We start from the raw sequence: 15,885 nt of genomic DNA on the forward strand, positions 1-15,885 counted from the left end.
CGGATGGGGTCTGAAGCGGATTGGGCGCCAGCTAGGCTGCAGCCATCACACGATGAAGCACTACGTGGCGGCGGGAGGGGGGGAAGCCGTTCGAGTCGCCTGAGCGGCCGAAGCGGCTCGACGGCCTTGAGGGTTGGCTGCGCGAGAGGTTCAGTCGGCATCGCGGCAATGCTGACGTGGTTCGCCAGGATCTGTTGGCCGAGAAAGGCGTGGAGGTGAGCCGACGAACGCTGCAACGCGCCGTGCAGCCCTATCGCCAGGCGCTGAAAGCGGAGGCGCTGGCGACGACGAGGTTCGAGACGCCCCTGGCCGACAGCTGCAGATCGACTTCGGGGAGCGTCTGGTCGAGATCGGCAGGGTGAAGGTCAAAGCATTCGTGTTCGTGGCAACGCTCGGGCATTCGCGCCGGCTGCGTGTGCGTGCGTACCGGACGGAGAAGCAAGAGCACTGGTTCGCTGGGCTCGAGAGCGCATTTACGACCTTCGGCGGCGTGCCGGAGGAAGTGCTGATGGACAATCCACGCGCGCTCGTCGTGCGTCACGACGCGGTGAGCCGGTCGGTTCAGTTCAACGACAAACTCATCGCGTTTGCGAAGCATTGGGGCTTCCGTCCTCGCGCCTGCGCACCGTATCGGGCATCCACGAAGGGCAAGACGGAGAATGGCGTCGGCTACGTGAAGAAGAACGCGATCGCGGGGCATTGCTTCGTAAGTTGGGAGGCATTCGAGGCGCATCTCGCCAAGTGGGAGCGTGAGGTGGCGAACGTGCGTATCCACGGCACGACGGGCGAGGCGCCGATCGTCCGCTTCGTGCGTGACGAGGCACACCGGTTAAAACCGCTCGGCGGGCAGCCCTCGTTCGGATCATTGCGCGAACTAACCCGGGTCGTCGGCAACGATTGCGCCATCGAGATCGACACGAACAGTTACTCGGTGACGTGGCGCCTAATTGGTGAGCGCGTGGCGGTAACGGTCGCGGCCGGCGAGGTGCGGATCCGTGCTACACGTCCGGCACGACGGGACGGCCGAAGGGTGTCGTATACTCGCATCGTTCGACGGTTTTGCACACGCTGGCGGCAAGCCTCGCGGAGTTCTGGGCCTTGCGCAGCACGGATGTCGTGCTGCCAGCCACACCAATGTTCCACGTAAATGCCTGGGGCATCCCGTACGGCGCGGTGAATCTTGGTGCGAAACTCGTGTTCCCGGGGCCGCATTTGCATGCGGACGACCTTCTTGATCTGATGCAACTCGAACCGCCTACCCTGGCCATCGGCGTGCCAACCATTTGGACGACCTTGATGCAGACCTTCGAGGCGTCGCAAGCCGAAGGTTCGCCCAACAAGGCTCGATGGCAGTTGCCCAAAGCAATGCATGGAATAACAGGCGGCGCTTCGGTCCCTGAGTCTCTCATCCGCGAATTCAGCAAGCACGGCGTCTGGCTCGAGCAAGGATGGGGCATGACTGAAACATCGCCGGTTTGCACCAGGTCATATCGTCGGGCCGAACTGCGCGACGCGGACGAAGACGAGAAGTACCGCCGCGCCGCATGGCCGGCGTGCCATTGCCGCTTGTGGACTTGCGCCTATGGGATGATGAAGGCGAACGTCCGTGGGACGGCAAGAGCGTCGGCGAGATCCAGGTGCGCGGGCCTTTCATTGCCGGCTCCTACCACGAGGTACCTGTAACGCGGGACAAATTCACGGAGGACGGCTGGTTGCGCACCGGTGACGTCGCCTCCATCGATCAGCTCGGCTTCGTGCGCATCACAGACCGCACGAAGGATCTCATCAAATCCGGCGGTGAGTGGATCAGCTCAGCCGATCTTGAGAATGCATTGATGGAGCATCCGGCAGTCCCTGAAGCGGCGGTGATCGCGATCCCCGACGATAAATGGAGCGAGCGGCCGCTTGCTTGTGTCGTACTCGAGCCTGGCGAACAATTCGAAGAAAGTGAGTTGAACGAGCATCTGCTGGCGAAGAGCTTCGCAAGGTGGCAATTGCTCGAGCGGTACGAGATCATCGATAGCATACCACGAAACTCGACCGGAAAGTTTTGGAAAGTCAAGCTGCGCGAGCGCTTCTCAAAGTGAGCCACGCACGCATGTGCGATAAGGCGTTGCTTTCGCTCAAGGAGACACTTGCGATCGGCGTCGAGGCCGAAAGCCTTCAGCATGAACCAGCGATCGGCAGTGGCGTCATCAGGTAAAGCGAATGGCGATCGTACGAGACATGCGGTGGTTGGCGTTGCCCACTGGCCCGGTCGTTCGCAATCAGGGAATGCGGCAACTAAGGGATTCTGATCGGTGGCCAGCGGCTCATTGTATTGATGAGGATCGAATTGTTGTTGCGGTTGTAAATCGTGCGCAACCTTGGCAAGGCGCCGCCTCCAGAGTGCGCCGCTTTTCAGGCGGGACGCGTCAGACTTAGACCCTTGCGCGCCGTATCCGTACATGCCCGCGAAGTTTGATGTCGCAAACCGCGATCCACGTCCCGGCACGATGGTGCGCCGACAATATGCGGAGAACGATCGTAGCAATGCTGGATGCGAGAATGCGCAATGGCTCCCATAGTCTCGACAGGATTCAGTAAAGTGCGGCGCAAGGTTCTGTGGAGGTTTGAGGCAGTCGCGGTTGACGCTTTATCGACCGGGCGGGCGCGGTGATCGCTGTTATCTCCGCGCAGAGGGAGGTTGCAGTGCTTCTCGATGCGGTATTGTGTCGGCCACAAGCATCGGCAGGTCGGGTGAAGGGGAAACGCGGGTTTGTTGGAGATCTTGGCCAGCTTGCTCATGTCGCGGCTTTGATCAGAAGCCTCGGACTGGCATGTTGTCTCCGACCGAGACGTGAAGCCATCGTTGGTGTTCAATAGCCAGCCACGCTTCGTCGGGCTCAACAAGCGTTTTAAGGAGTGGATCCTTACTTAGGATCATATGAGGCCGGGCTGCGGCTCAGCGAGACGCGCAGGGTGCGCCGTGGCACGCGCATGTCACTTGCTCGCGCAACAATTTCAGTCGCCAGCCCCTGGCAAATAGCCTCTATATTTTGCGCTGGGACTTATCCGGCTTACCTCAATCATCGATGTGAGCCGGTCGAGGCCAGCAGTGTGCCCTATCGATTCTGCGGAACAATGATCTGGCGAACAGCCGGGAGGACGGGGCGAGCGAACGGCGACCACGCTGAAAAGATTAGGCGGTGCCGGTAAACCTGTGCGAAATCCGGTGCGAGAAGGTCATTCAGTACGACATGGATGATCATTGGTCTGCGGCGATTTCCTCGAGCAGCCAGTCGCGAAACGCGGCGAGGGGCGGGTGGGTCGATCGTTCGGGCGGCCATACCAGGTAATATCGCTCGGTGCTTTCCATCGGCAGATTGAGGGCGCGAACGAGCTTTCCGCTCGCCAACTCGTCCTGGATCAGGAACGTCGGCAGCAGCGCAACACCGATGCCGACCATCGCTGCCTGAGTGACGGTCGCAAATTGATCGAAGTACATTGTCTGTCCGGATTCGCCGGCTATGTTCTGGATCGAGAACCATTGGTCCCAGGCATCGGGACGCGTTGAGATGCTGAGCAGCGGTGACTTCTGCAAGTCACTTGCTGCACTAAATCCGTACTGCTTCTTTAGCTCGGGGCTGCAGGCGGGGACAACCTCTTCAGAACGCAATAACATCATCTCAACGCCCGGCCAGTCTCGCGGCCCGAAATGAATTGCCGCATCCAGCGCTTCGGTCCGGAAATCAAAGTAGGTCAGGCGTGTTGCCAGATTGATCGTGATGCCGGCATTCTGCGCCAGAAATTTTGGAAGTCGAGGTGCCAGCCAACGTGTGCCGAAAGTCGGCAGGATCGCAAGATTGAGTGTGCCGCCTTTGGGGTTGGCGCGAATGTTGAACGAGGCCGTGCTGATCTTGCGCAACGCCTCGCGAACTTCGCGCGCGTAGGCGTCGCCGGCAGCGGTTAGGCGGATGGACTGGCGTTCACGCGTAAAGAGCTCCACCTCAAGTTGCTCCTCGAGCAGCCTGATCTGCCGACTGACCGCACTCTGAGTGAGGCTGAGCTCTCTCGCGGCCAGAGTGACACTGCCAGTCCTTGCGGCTGCCTCGAAAGCTGCGAGCAGTGCGGTCGATGGAAGAAATCGGCGGGGTGTGTGCATCTGCATTCCGCTGGAGAATGACCTCTTGATAAAAGATCGTTTGCCGGCTTTGAAAAGACAAGCCTAATCTCTCAGGTGCCATACCGGGTTGGTATGATCTGGTGACCCCTTGCCGCCGGAGGATTAGCAACGGAGTAATTTCATGGCCGGGCGGCATGCTCAACCAGACGACATCCGTGACCTGTTCTCGTGTGCGATGTCCGAGATGTATCGCGCGGAGGTTCCGCAATACGGGACCCTGTTGGAGCTTGTTGCCGACATAAACGCCCAGACATTGCGCGCCGATCCCCGGTTACGTGCGCGGCTCGAACAGGGCGGCGAAATCGAAAGGCTGGACGTTGAACGTCACGGTGCTATCCGGCTTGGCACGCCGCGCGAGCTGTCTGACATTCGCCGCGTCTTCGCGGTCATGGGCATGTACCCCGTCGGCTATTATGATCTGTCGCTCGCCGGGGTGCCGGTTCATTCGACCGCCTTTCGCCCGATCACCGAGCAGGCGCTTAGCCGTAATCCGTTTCGGGTGTTTACGTCGCTGCTTCGCCTCGACCTGATCGAAGAGCCTGCGCTGCGCGCCGAGGCTGAAGCGATCCTTGCCGCTCGCCAGATTTTCACACCGCGTGTTCTCGAGCTTGTCACCTTTTCTGAAACGGAGGGCGGCCTGACGCGCCTGGAAGCGGAAGAGTTCGTTTGCGAGGCACTCGAAACCTTTCGTTGGCACGGTGATGCGACCGTCGACCTTGCGACCTATCGAAGGCTGCATTGCGCTCACCGGCTGGTCGCTGATATCGTCAGCTTCAAGGGCCCGCACATCAATCATCTCACACCGCGCACTCTCGATATCGACGCCGTCCAGGCGGCCATGCCGGCATGTGGTATTGCGGCCAAGGCGATGATCGAAGGGCCACCGCGGCGCAACTGTCCGATTCTCCTTCGGCAGACCAGTTTCAAGGCACTGGAAGAGTCGATCGGCTTCAGGCAGCCTGCGGGCGAAACTGCGTCGGGGACACACACTGCGCGTTTCGGCGAGATCGAGCAGCGCGGTGTCGCGCTTACGGCGAGGGGACGTAAATTATATGACGGGCTGCTCGCCTCTGCCCGTCGTGCTATCCAGCCCGGCGCCGTGGGTTCGGGGTCGATAACTTACGAATCCGAGCTCTCGGAGAGGTTTCGGTCATTTCCGGATGACTGGGCGGAGCTGCGTTCCAGGGGACTTGCGTTCTTCCGCTATTCGACAACGGCGGCCAGCCTGACGTCTCGCCGCGCTGGTGCGTCGACCTCCATCGACGAACTGATCGCGCAAGGTTTCCTGCGATTTGATCCGATCGTTTATGAAGATTTTCTGCCTGTCAGCGCGGCCGGCATATTCCAGTCAAACCTCGGCGCCGATGAGCGGAAGAGCTACGGCGAACGATCCAACCGAGATCAGTTCGAAGCGGCCCTTGGGGAACCGGTTCGCGATGAATTTGAGTTGTACGCGCGGGCGGAAAGAATCTCGCTGGAACAAGCGCTGGAGCGGCTTGGGTGTCCACAGACTGAGTTCACGCAAGGAGAGGAATGCGCTTGAGGCTCTGCTTCGCCTGATCACCGCTTCCCTGCCATCCTCCTCAACACGTGCCGGCCATTACCCGAACCCGTACCTGGAAAACTGTCATGTCAACTTCAACCAAAGTGCAAACGCAATCCCATAGGCGCAATCTCTCAGGTGAGGTCGACAGGCTGCTCACCGACCTCGGCGTGAGCCGATCTCGCTATGGAGATGGTGAGCTCACGGTGCATACGCCTGTTACGGGCGAGATCATCGGACATGTCCGGCTGACGAATGCGAGCGAGTCTGTCGCAGCGATCGAAGCGGCTTACGCGGCATTCCGTGCGTGGAGGCTGGTGCCGGCGCCAAAGCGCGGCGAACTTGTCCGGCTGCTTGGGGAAGAATTGCGTGCCAACAAGGAGGCCTTGGGCCGGCTGGTCTCGATCGAAGTTGGCAAGATCACGTCGGAGGGCCTTGGCGAAGTTCAGGAGATGATCGATATCTGCGACTTCGCAGTCGGGCATTCTCGCCAGCTCTATGGCCTCACGATCGCAACCGAACGGGCCGAGCATCGGATGGTCGAGAGCTGGCATCCGCTTGGCGTGACCGGAATCATCTCGGCTTTCAATTTCCCGGTCGCGGTGTGGGCCTGGAATGCGGCGCTCGCGCTCGTATGTGGCAACAGCATCGTCTGGAAACCGTCGGAGAAGACGCCGTTGACCGCGCTTGCAACTGAAGCGCTCCTTGGACGCGCGATGAAGCGCTTCAGGGAGGAGGGCGGAACGGCCCCCGATGGACTCTCTTCGGTGCTGCTTTCCGGTCGCGACATCGGCGAACTCCTCGTCGACCACCCGAAGGTGGCATTAATTTCGGCGACCGGCTCGACGGCGATGGGGCGCGCCGTCGGGCCGAAGCTTGCCAAGCGGTTCGCGCGGGCGATTCTCGAGCTCGGGGGCAACAATGCCGCGATCATTACGCCGACGGCCGACCTCGATCTGACGTTGCGCGGTGTTGCCTTTGCGGCCATGGGAACAGCCGGCCAGCGCTGTACAACGCTGCGCCGCCTCTTTGTCCATGAAAGTGTCTACGACACCTTTGTGCCGCGCCTGAAGCGGGCCTATGCATCGGTGACGGTCGGAGATCCCCTCGAAGCCGGCACCCTGGTCGGTCCGCTGATCGATGGTTCGGCCTATCGCGCGATGCAAAGCACACTTGAGGCCGCAAAAGGCCTGGGTGGTATCGTCCATGGAGGCGAGCGCTTGCCGATCGAGGGAGCAGCCGAGGCTTACTATGTCCGCCCGGCCCTGGTCGAGATGCCCTCGCAGACCGGGCCGGTCGGGCACGAGACCTTCGCGCCCATCCTCTACATTCTGAAGTACAATGATTTTGACGCTGTGCTCGAACTACATAATGCCGTTCCGCAGGGCCTTTCATCTTCCATCTTCACGAATGATCTGCGGGAAGCGGAAACCTTCCTGTCCGCCCGTGGTTCGGATTGCGGCATCGCCAACGTCAACATCGGACCGTCCGGTGCGGAGATCGGTGGCGCATTTGGCGGTGAGAAAGAGACCGGCGGCGGGCGTGAGTCCGGATCCGATTCGTGGAAAGCGTATATGCGCCGGGCAACCAACACCATCAATTTTGGCCGGACGCTGCCGCTCGCCCAGGGCGTCAGATTCGACGTGGTCTGATGGAGGATCAAGCGTGAACGCTCCCCTTCAAGCGCGATCGTCTCTGTTCCGGCCGGCAAGCCGTCTTGCACCGATCGGTGTCTCGGAGATCCTGAAGATCACGGGACTTGCGACCAACCTCAAGCGGGAGGGCAAGGACATCATCGTTCTCGGGACGGGCGAGCCCGATTTCGACACGCCGGATCATGTCAAGGACGCGGCGAAACGCGCGATGGACGCCGGTGCCACGAAGTATACGGCGCTCGACGGCACGCCTGAACTGAAGGCTGCAATCCGCCTGAAGTTCATGCGCGACAACGGCCTGGACTTCGGGCTCGACGAAATCACGGTGTCGGCCGGCGCCAAGCAGGTCCTTTTCAATGCGATGGCGGCGACGCTGGAAGCCGGCGACGAGGTTATCATCCCGACGCCCTATTGGGTGACCTATGCGGATATTGTCCTGATGATGGGGGGCAAGCCGGTGCTGGTCCCATGTCGGGAAAGCAACGGCTTTCGGTTGGCGGCGGAGGATTTCGTGCGGGCAATCACGCCGCGCACGCGATGGGTGATGTTGAACTCACCCTCAAATCCGTCGGGAGCAGCCTATTCGGAGGCAGATTACCGGCCCCTCCTCGACGTGCTGATGGCGCATCCGCATGTCTGGCTGATGGTGGACGATATTTACGAGCACATCATCTACGACAGTTTTCGTTTTGCGACGCCCGCGGCGCTTGAACCGTCGCTTCGTGAGCGCAGCCTGACGATCAACGGCGTCTCCAAAGCGTATGCCATGACGGGTTGGCGGATCGGGTACGCGGGAGGACCTAGCGCGCTTATCCGAGCGATGGCAATCGTCCAGAGCCAATCGACGTCGTGCCCATCGTCGATTAGCCAAGCTGCCGCTATTGCCGCGCTTGATGGACCTGCGGAAATCGTGAGGGAGCGATGCTGCTCCTTTCAGGCGCGGCGTGATCTTGTCGTTGCCGCCCTAAACAAGATCGAGGGCGTCACCTGTCGGGTGCCCGAGGGCGCATTCTATACCTTCGCCGGCTGTGGGGGACTGATCGGCAGGCATACGCCGGATGGGCAACGCATCTGCAGTGATAGCGATTTCGCCGAATATCTCTTGCGTAGCGTTGGCGTTGCTGTGGTGCCAGGTTCGGCGTTCGGGCTAGCTCCCTATTTCCGGATTTCCTACGCCACTTCAGTTTCGGAGCTCGAGGAAGCCTGCAGGCGGATTGCCCTTGCGGCGCGCAGGTTAACTTAACATCGATGTACGCCCTTTCGATTGGCTATCCAGACTGCTGGCTTAAGGTCGGACGCGAATGCCGGACTGAGTTGTGCCCCTTTCGATCTTCTGACTTTGTTCGTCGAAATTTCCCTCCCGACGAACGGCACTGGGCCGCCCCCTTTTGCGGGGCGGCCGCTTTTCCTCTTCAGATTTGGACCTCCCAATTGGACACACACACGCAAATCGACCTGGATGACTGGCGCATGAGCAAATCTATATACAATGGTCCTGTGTTCGATATGGCCAGGGAGCAGTTTGAGCGGGTTGCCGATCATTTGCAAATCCTGGAAATGGACAGAGACCGACTTCTGTATCCAAAGCGCGCGATCGCCGTGTCGTGTCCGATTCATACGGATGACGGCCGCACAAGAGTTTATCAGGGCTACCGCGTACAGCATCATCTGACCTTGGGTCCAACCAAGGGCGGAACGCGGTTCGCGCCCTCGGTGGACATTGGCGAGGTCGCCGCCTTATCCATTTGGATGAGCTGGAAATGCGCCCTCGCGGGACTCCCCTATGGTGGAGCAAAAGGCGGTGTTACCGTCGATCCTTTCACGTTATCACCACGCGAGCTTGAGGCTCTATCGCGACGCTACATGCAGGAGATGATTCCTTTCGTCGGTCCGCACACCGACGTCATGGCCCCTGATATGGGGACTAACGAGCAGGTTATGGCCTGGTTTATGGACACCTACTCCATGTATCAGGGGAAGACGATCAACGAGATCGTCACTGGTAAACCGATATCAACGGGAGGAACACTCGGCCGCCGCGAAGCGACCGGGCGTGGCGTAGCTTATCTCGTGGGGCGCGCGCTTGAGTGCCTTGGGATTGCCGCGGGTAACGCAACAGCAATTGTTCAGGGTTTTGGCAACGTTGGGTCTGTGACAACCTATTCTCTCGCCCAGAGAGGCGTCAAAATCGTCGGCGTTAGCGATCACACGGCCGCATACTACGATCCCGCGGGTCTAGATATTTCCGGGCTACAACGCCACGTTAGCAAGTGTGGCCAACTTGTCGGATTCTCTTCTCAGGTTCTCATCGACCCATCGGAGCTATTGATCCAGAAGTGCGATGTTCTCGTCCCCGCCGCAATCGAGCGGGTTATCACCGGCGAAAATGCCTCCCACCTCAAATGTCATGTTCTAGCCGAGGGAGCCAACGGCCCAACGACGCCCGAAGCTGACTCTATCCTGCAGCAACGGGGCGATGAGATATTTGTATTACCAGATATTCTTTGCAACGCAGGAGGGGTCATCGTCAGCTATTTCGAGTGGGTGCAAGATCTCCAGAGGTTATTCTGGGAGGAAGGGGAGGTATTTGATCGCCTCTATCGAGTTCTCGAACGCTCGTTCCAGCAAACGATTGCTCGCGCGAAACGCGACCGCATCCCACATCGCACGGCCGCGATGGCAATCGGCGTCAGCGTGGTGCAATCGGCCAAGCAAACCAGAGGTCTCTTTCCGTAGACACCTATGTTGCGCACTTCAACACGATCTGGTTGCACGCGTACTATCGCTATCAAGCGTATCAAATCCGCGCTCGAAATCGAGCCTCCAACCAGATCAGGCGAAGCGATGACAGCTATTTCGTGGCACTTGTCGGCAGAGCCTCACCGGCAAAGAACCGTCGTGAGTTATCCTCCATGGACGCGATGTCCGTCTGGTCCAGATGAAGTTCATGAATATGTAGCTATAGGCTTGGCAAAGTCCCTGCGCCTTCAGCGTTCGGCCTGAGCCGTTTGGTCCGGGGGGACCGGATGGCTGCACTTGCCGAGTCCGCAGCAGATGCGATTGCCGGGACGTGAGCCTAGCCATTCCGCGGATGGGTTGTTGTAGGCCCGACCAGCACCTCGACATAGCGGTGTTGATTGATTGCTCTGACATTTCCAAGACTGGTAGGTGCTCCCGAGTGACCAGCACTTAGTGGTGCCTGATGAGGCCCGTCGAGAGTCAACAGCATCTGATGGCCGGAAGGCGGGGACACTCCCAAGTGTCGCTGCATCTCCCATTCGGCGGGGGAGCGGCGATGCACGCGCGTGTAGACGTGGATGAAGCCCAGATACTGGCCCTGTTTGGGCGTGAAGGCTTTTGCAGAATGACTCACCTTCGCTATCCGATTCAGCGATTTGTCAATGCCTCGACAGAAGGACGCAGGGATGAATGTACGCTATCGCGTCGACCTCAGCCAAACCGAACGCGCCGAACTCACTGTGCTTTTGAGCGGTGGCAAGCACGTGGCCCGCAAGCTCAAGCGGGCGCAGATCTTGTTGGCCGCTGACGCTGGCACCAGCGACAAGGAGATCGTCCGGAGCGTCGGCGTCGTCGGGGTCCATCGTCTATCGTACCAAACGACGTTTTGTCCTTGGCAATTTGGAGGCGGCTCTCAGCGAGGAGCCGCGGCCTGGAGCGAAGCGCAAGCTCACCGGCAAGGAAGAAGAAGCGCCTTGCTGACAACCGCCTGTTCAAGCTCTCCGGCAGGCTGCGCTCGTTGGAAATTGTAGCGATCGTCAAGCTGACGCCACACGAGAGCCTGTCGCGCGAGGCGGCGCGCTGACGCTTGCCGAGAACGGTCTCAAGCCGTGGCGCAAGGATATGTGGTGCGTCCGCCAGATCGACGCGGACTACGTCGCCCGCAGGGAGGACGTGCTCGATCTCTATGCCGAGGCGCCCGATCCGAAGCGGCCGGTGGGGCTGCTTCCACTAGAGCCCGATCCAGCTCATTGGCGAAGTGCGCCAGCCTATCCCGCCCAAGCCGGGCCAGCTCGAGCGCTACGATTGCGAGCATCGGCGCAATGGCGCCGCAAACCTATTCGTCTTCCTCGATGCACATCGCTCCTGGCGCAAGGTGAAGGTGACCAAGCGACGGGCGGCTGCGGAGATTTTGCAGGCTGCATGCGCGACCTCGTCGATATCCACTATTCCCGGGGCGAGCGCATCCGCTTGGTACTTGACAATCTCTCAACCCATTCGGCTGAGGCGCTCTATCAGGCCTTTCCGCCGACAAGCCCGGCGGGTCCTGCGCCGTTGGAGCCACTGCGCTCCAAATCACGCCAGCTGGCTGAACATGGTCAAGATCGAGATCGGGGTTCTCGCTCGCCAACGACCGCCGCATCGATAGTTTCGCCCGCCTCGTCGCAGCGATCACCGCCTGAGAGAAACCGCGCAATGTCGACGGCGCCTGCGTCAAATGGATGTTCACTGCCGAAACAGCTCGCGCCAAACTGGAGCGCTTTTATCCAAAACCCCCAGCCAAATCAGGCCAAGTTCAACGAGTCAAAACCTGTGCCGAGGTATTAGGATGCTGATCGCCGTGAGCACAGCTAGGGTACGTCGAAGTAGCCCTACGAACTTTGGCTTTCCGTCAGCGTCCGGTGACGTGATGCATCTTCCGCGCCTCACTTTTTGGCGTGTTTCCAGAACACATGCCACGCGTATTTGCCGACCAGCACGGAGGCCACATCGCCCTCGCTCGCGGTCGATCGCGTAAGGTCTCGGTCAACTATCGATGCTGGCAATTGATCTGCATAACCGAACCATGTCACTTACAGCGCGGTCAGCGAGGGAGATACGGCGTGAGTGGAACGATGAAATGAAGCTCAAGTGATAGTCGTTTATGGGCGATGTCACGAAGATGCATGGCGCGATCCAAACATGCCACCGAATGGTGGAGTGGACATTGATTATTTTGTTCGCCTGAAGGCAATTGCCGAACACGTTCCATTCTCGCGCGGATAGAGCCGAGAGTAGGCAGGTCAAGGTGACGCACAATAGCTCGTCTTCGTGGCGAGGGTCATTGGCGCCTTCATCGGGAGCAAAATACGGCTTTGGCACAGATTTCAAAGGAGACGCGCATGCATTTCGTCATCCCAAAGCTGCTCGTGACGCTCCTTGCGACGGCCGTCTACTCGTCTCCAGCATTTGCACAAGCGGAAAGCCGCCTTCTCGCCTCAATCCGCAAAGTTGGTGAGGTCAAAGTAGCCATTGTCTCCGCCCCACCCTACGTCGTCATATCGCCGAGCGGGGAGGCGACTGGTTACGGCGTCGAGATAGTCAATCTGGCGCTTAAGGGGATGGGCCTGCCACCCATGACGCCCGTGCTCCTCGCGTGGGGGGCCCAGTTTCCCGCACTGCAGGCTCATCAGGTCGACTTCGTAGCCTCCGGCCAGCACTACACTGAAGTCCACTGCAAAGTGGCAGTGTATTCCGGGCCTTATTTCGTGCAGCAGTCGGGGCTGTACGTTCTGCCTGGAAACCCGAAGCATCTCACGGGTGTCGCGCAGATTGCGCAAAACCCCGACATCAAGCTAGCGATAGTCGCAGGGGGGAGCTATGAACCGGAGGCCTTGCGACAGGGTGTCAAGACCGAGCAATTGGTACGTGTCCCTGACATTCAGGCCGGCGCCGTGACAGTCACCGGCGGACGATCAGAGGCGCTTCTACTTGGTCAGGTCGCCATCCCTCATCCAGAACAGAAAGGCCTCGACTTCGTCCTCGACAAGCAGTCGCCAGTGTATGGGTACGGCGCGATCTTTCGCAAGGAGGACGTAAGCTTTCGGGACGCGTTCAACGAGCAACTCAACCTATTGCGCAGCAATGGCATTATGAAGGAGCTTCTTGAGAAATCCTGGAAAGAAGGTTTCGAATATACCCGAGACTTCAACTGGGATCTCCTCTCCAAGCTCACCAAGGCTGGCGACATGGTGCCGGGCTGCGAGTAAGGAGTGCAGTGCTGTGGAAGCCGTGCTTGAGTACTGGCCCGTGCTTATTCAGGGCCTATGGGTTACAGTTTGGGTGAGCTCGTGCATCATCCTTGGTGCGGCGTTGGGCGCGATCATGCTAGGCGTACTGCGGGTCTCCAGGACCGGGGTGATACGAGTGCTTTCGATGGTTTTCATCGAGTGCATTCGCGGCCCCTCCGCGTTGGTTCTCCTGTTCTGGGTGTTTTATGCATTGCCCCTGCTGCCGGGCATGCCGCAGCTCAGCCCTCTCGCGGCGGCGATTCTTGTGCTGGCGCTCGATGGAGCCGTATACGGCGCCGAGATCGTTCGTGCTGGCATTGAGGCAGTGAATCGTGGACAAGCCGATGCGTGCCACGCGCTTGGACTGAGCAGATTCCAGAGTTTCACGAAGGTGGTGCTACCACAAGCGCTCTCGCAGATAGTGCCCGCTTTCGGGAGCCTAGCGAGGGGCATGATCAAGTGGACCTCGATTGTGAGCTTCATCGGCGTGCAGGACATACTTTATGTCGCGAACAACGTCCGCGCCCAAACCTTCGAGACGACCATCGTCTTTTGCCTTCTTGCGGTCCTTTATTGGATCCTGACCGTTCTTTGTGGCCTCGTCTTCCGCGAGCTTGAGCAGGTGTTGCCGTTGAACCGCGCATTGCGAGCCGCTAGGGCGCCGAGCGCGTATGCACCTGCAGGAGCCGCCCAATGACTTGGGATTGGAGCTACGCCGTGGAGATCGTGCCGAACCTTATGGTGGGCGTTTGGTACACCATCCTGGTAACGCTCGCGAGTTCGGCAATTGCGCTGATCGGAGGGCTGCTCCTTGCGATCCTGGAAATTGCGAGTACTAGGCTAGGGCGGACATTTGTGCGTTTTTGGCTCGAACTCGCCCGAGGCGTACCGATTCTGATACTGCTGTATTTCACGTTCTATGTGCTCCCCCAACTGGGAATTACAATTCCCGCGATACCAATCGGCATCGGCGTATTAGGTGTTGTCTACGCCGCGTATTGCTCGGAAGTTTACCGAGGCAGTCTGATCACGATTCCAACCGAACTGCGCGATGCATGCGTGGCACTCAACTTGAGCCAGTATGTCACGTGGCAACGCGTCCTCGTTCCGCTCATGATCAAACGGGCTGTCCCCGCCTTGCTCAACTACGTGCTCGGCTTATTCCGGGAAACAGCGATGCTTTTTGCGATCGGAGTGCCCGTGCTGATGGGCGAGGCTCAGGTGGCTGGTAACGAAAGCTTCCGTTTTCTTGAGCCCTTCACGCTTGCCGGCATCATTTATATGGCGATGAATTTGCCGTTCCTCTATCTCCTCTCCCGATACAAGGACAAGCATGCTTAGTGCAGCCGAATTTAGCCACTCGCGACCTTTCGTTCCCGAGGCAGCGACGGAAGCGCATGGAGTCGCTCCCAAATCGAAACATGCCAAGTGGGCTATCGAATTCGAAAGGATCTCGAAATTCTTCGGCGCTCATCGTGTGCTGGTCGATCTCGACCTGCAAGTGCAGCCTGGCGAAAAGGTTACGCTGATCGGCCCCAGCGGTTCGGGAAAGACGACTGTGTTGCGCCTGGCGATGACGCTCGAAAAGCCCACCGGGGGTGACATCCGGATCTTCGGCGAAAGTATCCTCTTCGATTCTGCCGGCAAACCGCTGTCTACCTCGCAGGAGGCCCGAATCCGTCGTCGGTGCGGCATGGTGTTTCAGCAATTCAATCTTTTTCCCCATCTAACCGTGCTGCAGAACTTGGTTCTGGCGCCCACGACCGTGCTGAGGCAGTCAAAGGAGCAGGCTGAGAACACCGCGCTCGAATACCTTCGAATGGTAGGTCTGGAAGGTAAAGTTCATGCATATCCCGCCCAGCTATCCGGAGGCCAACAGCAACGCATCGCTATCGCGCGGGCGCTTATCTTGAAACCTGAGATACTCCTTCTTGACGAAATCACCTCGGCTCTAGACCCGGAGCTTGCCGGAGAGGTGCTCGACGTCGTGCGAGGCGTGGCGCACGAGACGAAGGTGACCCTGCTGATCGTCACACACGAGATGCGATTTGCGCGCGAGGTTTCTGACCGTATTGCCGTGTTCGACGCTGGCCGTATCATTGAACAAGGTTCGCCCGACAAAATTTTTAGCTATCCCGAATGCGACCGTACGCGTGCATTCCTGCAGTCAGTCTTGAACCATTGAAAGGCCAACCATACCGATGCAGATTCTCTCTGACCTCCTCCAAGCCCGCGCCGAAGACGGCGGCCAGCGTGTGTTCTGTTCGTTCCAAGGACAACGAACGACCTTCGAACAACTACGTAACGGTGTCCAGGAGATGGCCGGCGCCCTGACGGAAGCTGGAGTGAAGTCTGGCGATCGTGTCGGTCTCATGCTGTCGCCTTCGATTGAGCACATGGAGCTCTTTCTTGCTATCGCGTGGATCGGGGCGATCTCGGTCCCGTTCAGCATCCACCTGAAAGCCGCCGGGCTAGAACTCCAGCTTAATAGCGCCAAGCCGCGCCTGCTTATTG

The 15,885-nt window shown here is 59.3% G+C and carries 12 protein-coding genes and 3 pseudogenes; 14 read left to right on the forward strand and 1 reads right to left on the reverse strand.

The genetic code is table 11. From position 1 onward, the window contains the following. Positions 1–310: 310 nt before the first annotated feature. The 4 genes and pseudogenes from istA to AS156_RS45610 form a co-directional block, all read left to right on the forward strand. Positions 311–781: pseudogene (gene istA / locus AS156_RS45975) on the forward strand (IS21 family transposase); the annotation flags it as partial. A 27-nt stretch (positions 782–808) separates the two neighbouring features. Further along, on the forward strand, positions 809–1,147 hold the full coding sequence (locus AS156_RS45980) for a Mu transposase domain-containing protein (RefSeq protein WP_430641793.1): 339 nt from the start codon (positions 809–811) through the stop codon (positions 1,145–1,147). Beyond that, a pseudogene (locus AS156_RS45985) lies at positions 1,057–1,506 on the forward strand (AMP-binding protein); the annotation flags it as partial. The gene AS156_RS45980 and the pseudogene AS156_RS45985, both read left to right, overlap by 91 nt. A 38-nt stretch (positions 1,507–1,544) precedes the next feature. Next, positions 1,545–2,087: an AMP-binding enzyme gene (locus AS156_RS45610; protein WP_066504093.1), complete on the forward strand. Its 543-nt coding sequence runs from the start codon at positions 1,545–1,547 to the stop codon at positions 2,085–2,087. 1,160 nt (positions 2,088–3,247) lie between these two features. Here the strand turns inward: AS156_RS45610 and AS156_RS12630 are convergent. Continuing rightward, positions 3,248–4,150 carry a LysR family transcriptional regulator gene (locus AS156_RS12630; RefSeq protein ID WP_066504095.1) on the reverse strand — a complete coding sequence of 301 codons (903 nt, stop codon included), beginning with the start codon at positions 4,148–4,150 and terminating at the stop codon, positions 3,248–3,250. 136 nt (positions 4,151–4,286) lie between these two features. On the opposite strand from AS156_RS12630, the gene hglS reads away from it, so the two are divergent. The 10 genes and pseudogenes from hglS to AS156_RS12685 form a co-directional block, all read left to right on the forward strand. After that, positions 4,287–5,708, forward strand: coding sequence for a 2-oxoadipate dioxygenase/decarboxylase HglS (hglS, locus tag AS156_RS12635; RefSeq protein WP_066504096.1), 1,422 nt, complete (start codon positions 4,287–4,289; stop codon positions 5,706–5,708). 86 nt (positions 5,709–5,794) lie between these two features. Then, positions 5,795–7,360 (forward strand): L-piperidine-6-carboxylate dehydrogenase, encoded by a 1,566-nt coding sequence (gene amaB, locus AS156_RS12640; protein ID WP_066504098.1) that lies wholly within the window; start codon positions 5,795–5,797, stop codon positions 7,358–7,360. A 13-nt stretch (positions 7,361–7,373) separates the two neighbouring features. Then, positions 7,374–8,606 carry a pyridoxal phosphate-dependent aminotransferase gene (locus AS156_RS12645; protein WP_082747478.1) on the forward strand — a complete coding sequence of 411 codons (1,233 nt, stop codon included), beginning with the start codon at positions 7,374–7,376 and terminating at the stop codon, positions 8,604–8,606. A gap of 227 nt (positions 8,607–8,833) precedes the next feature. Further along, positions 8,834–10,099, forward strand: a complete 1,266-nt coding sequence (locus AS156_RS12650) for a Glu/Leu/Phe/Val family dehydrogenase (RefSeq protein WP_066504167.1) — start codon at positions 8,834–8,836, stop codon at positions 10,097–10,099. Positions 10,100–10,788: 689 nt separating this feature from the next. Then, a pseudogene (locus tag AS156_RS40640) lies at positions 10,789–11,937 on the forward strand (IS630 family transposase). Between the two features lie 546 nt (positions 11,938–12,483). Then, positions 12,484–13,350 (forward strand): transporter substrate-binding domain-containing protein, encoded by an 867-nt coding sequence (locus tag AS156_RS12665; RefSeq protein ID WP_066504102.1) that lies wholly within the window; start codon positions 12,484–12,486, stop codon positions 13,348–13,350. 40 nt (positions 13,351–13,390) lie between these two features. Continuing rightward, the gene (locus AS156_RS12670) at positions 13,391–14,068 is read left to right on the forward strand and encodes an amino acid ABC transporter permease (protein WP_283807918.1); all 678 of its coding nucleotides are present in this window, start codon (positions 13,391–13,393) and stop codon (positions 14,066–14,068) included. Beyond that, positions 14,065–14,712, forward strand: coding sequence for an amino acid ABC transporter permease (locus tag AS156_RS12675; RefSeq protein WP_066504111.1), 648 nt, complete (start codon positions 14,065–14,067; stop codon positions 14,710–14,712). Before AS156_RS12670 ends, AS156_RS12675 begins: the two co-directional genes overlap by 4 nt. After that, positions 14,705–15,556, forward strand: a complete 852-nt coding sequence (locus AS156_RS12680) for an amino acid ABC transporter ATP-binding protein (RefSeq protein ID WP_082747480.1) — start codon at positions 14,705–14,707, stop codon at positions 15,554–15,556. The genes AS156_RS12675 and AS156_RS12680 overlap by 8 nt, the downstream gene beginning before the upstream one ends. 16 nt (positions 15,557–15,572) lie before the next feature. Beyond that, positions 15,573–15,885, forward strand: a 313-nt coding sequence (locus AS156_RS12685; protein ID WP_144440954.1) for an AMP-binding protein, incomplete at its 3' end; no start/stop codon positions are given.

This window comes from Bradyrhizobium macuxiense (genome assembly GCF_001542415.1).
Classification (GTDB): domain Bacteria; phylum Pseudomonadota; class Alphaproteobacteria; order Rhizobiales; family Xanthobacteraceae; genus Bradyrhizobium; species Bradyrhizobium macuxiense.

Bases quoted from the DNA above. Each gene is read 5' to 3' on its own strand.
- AS156_RS12650 (WP_066504167.1), top strand. From the start codon at position 8,834: ATGAGCAAATCTATATACAATGGTCCTGTGTTCGATATGGCCAGGGAG.
- AS156_RS12665 (WP_066504102.1), top strand. From the start codon at position 12,484: ATGCATTTCGTCATCCCAAAGCTGCTCGTGACGCTCCTTGCGACGGCC.
- AS156_RS12680 (WP_082747480.1), top strand. From the start codon at position 14,705: ATGCTTAGTGCAGCCGAATTTAGCCACTCGCGACCTTTCGTTCCCGAG.
- amaB (WP_066504098.1), top strand. From the start codon at position 5,795: ATGTCAACTTCAACCAAAGTGCAAACGCAATCCCATAGGCGCAATCTC.
- hglS (WP_066504096.1), top strand. From the start codon at position 4,287: ATGGCCGGGCGGCATGCTCAACCAGACGACATCCGTGACCTGTTCTCG.
- AS156_RS12675 (WP_066504111.1), top strand. From the start codon at position 14,065: ATGACTTGGGATTGGAGCTACGCCGTGGAGATCGTGCCGAACCTTATG.
- AS156_RS45610 (WP_066504093.1), top strand. From the start codon at position 1,545: ATGGCCGGCGTGCCATTGCCGCTTGTGGACTTGCGCCTATGGGATGAT.
- AS156_RS12630 (WP_066504095.1), bottom strand. From the start codon at position 4,150: ATGCAGATGCACACACCCCGCCGATTTCTTCCATCGACCGCACTGCTC.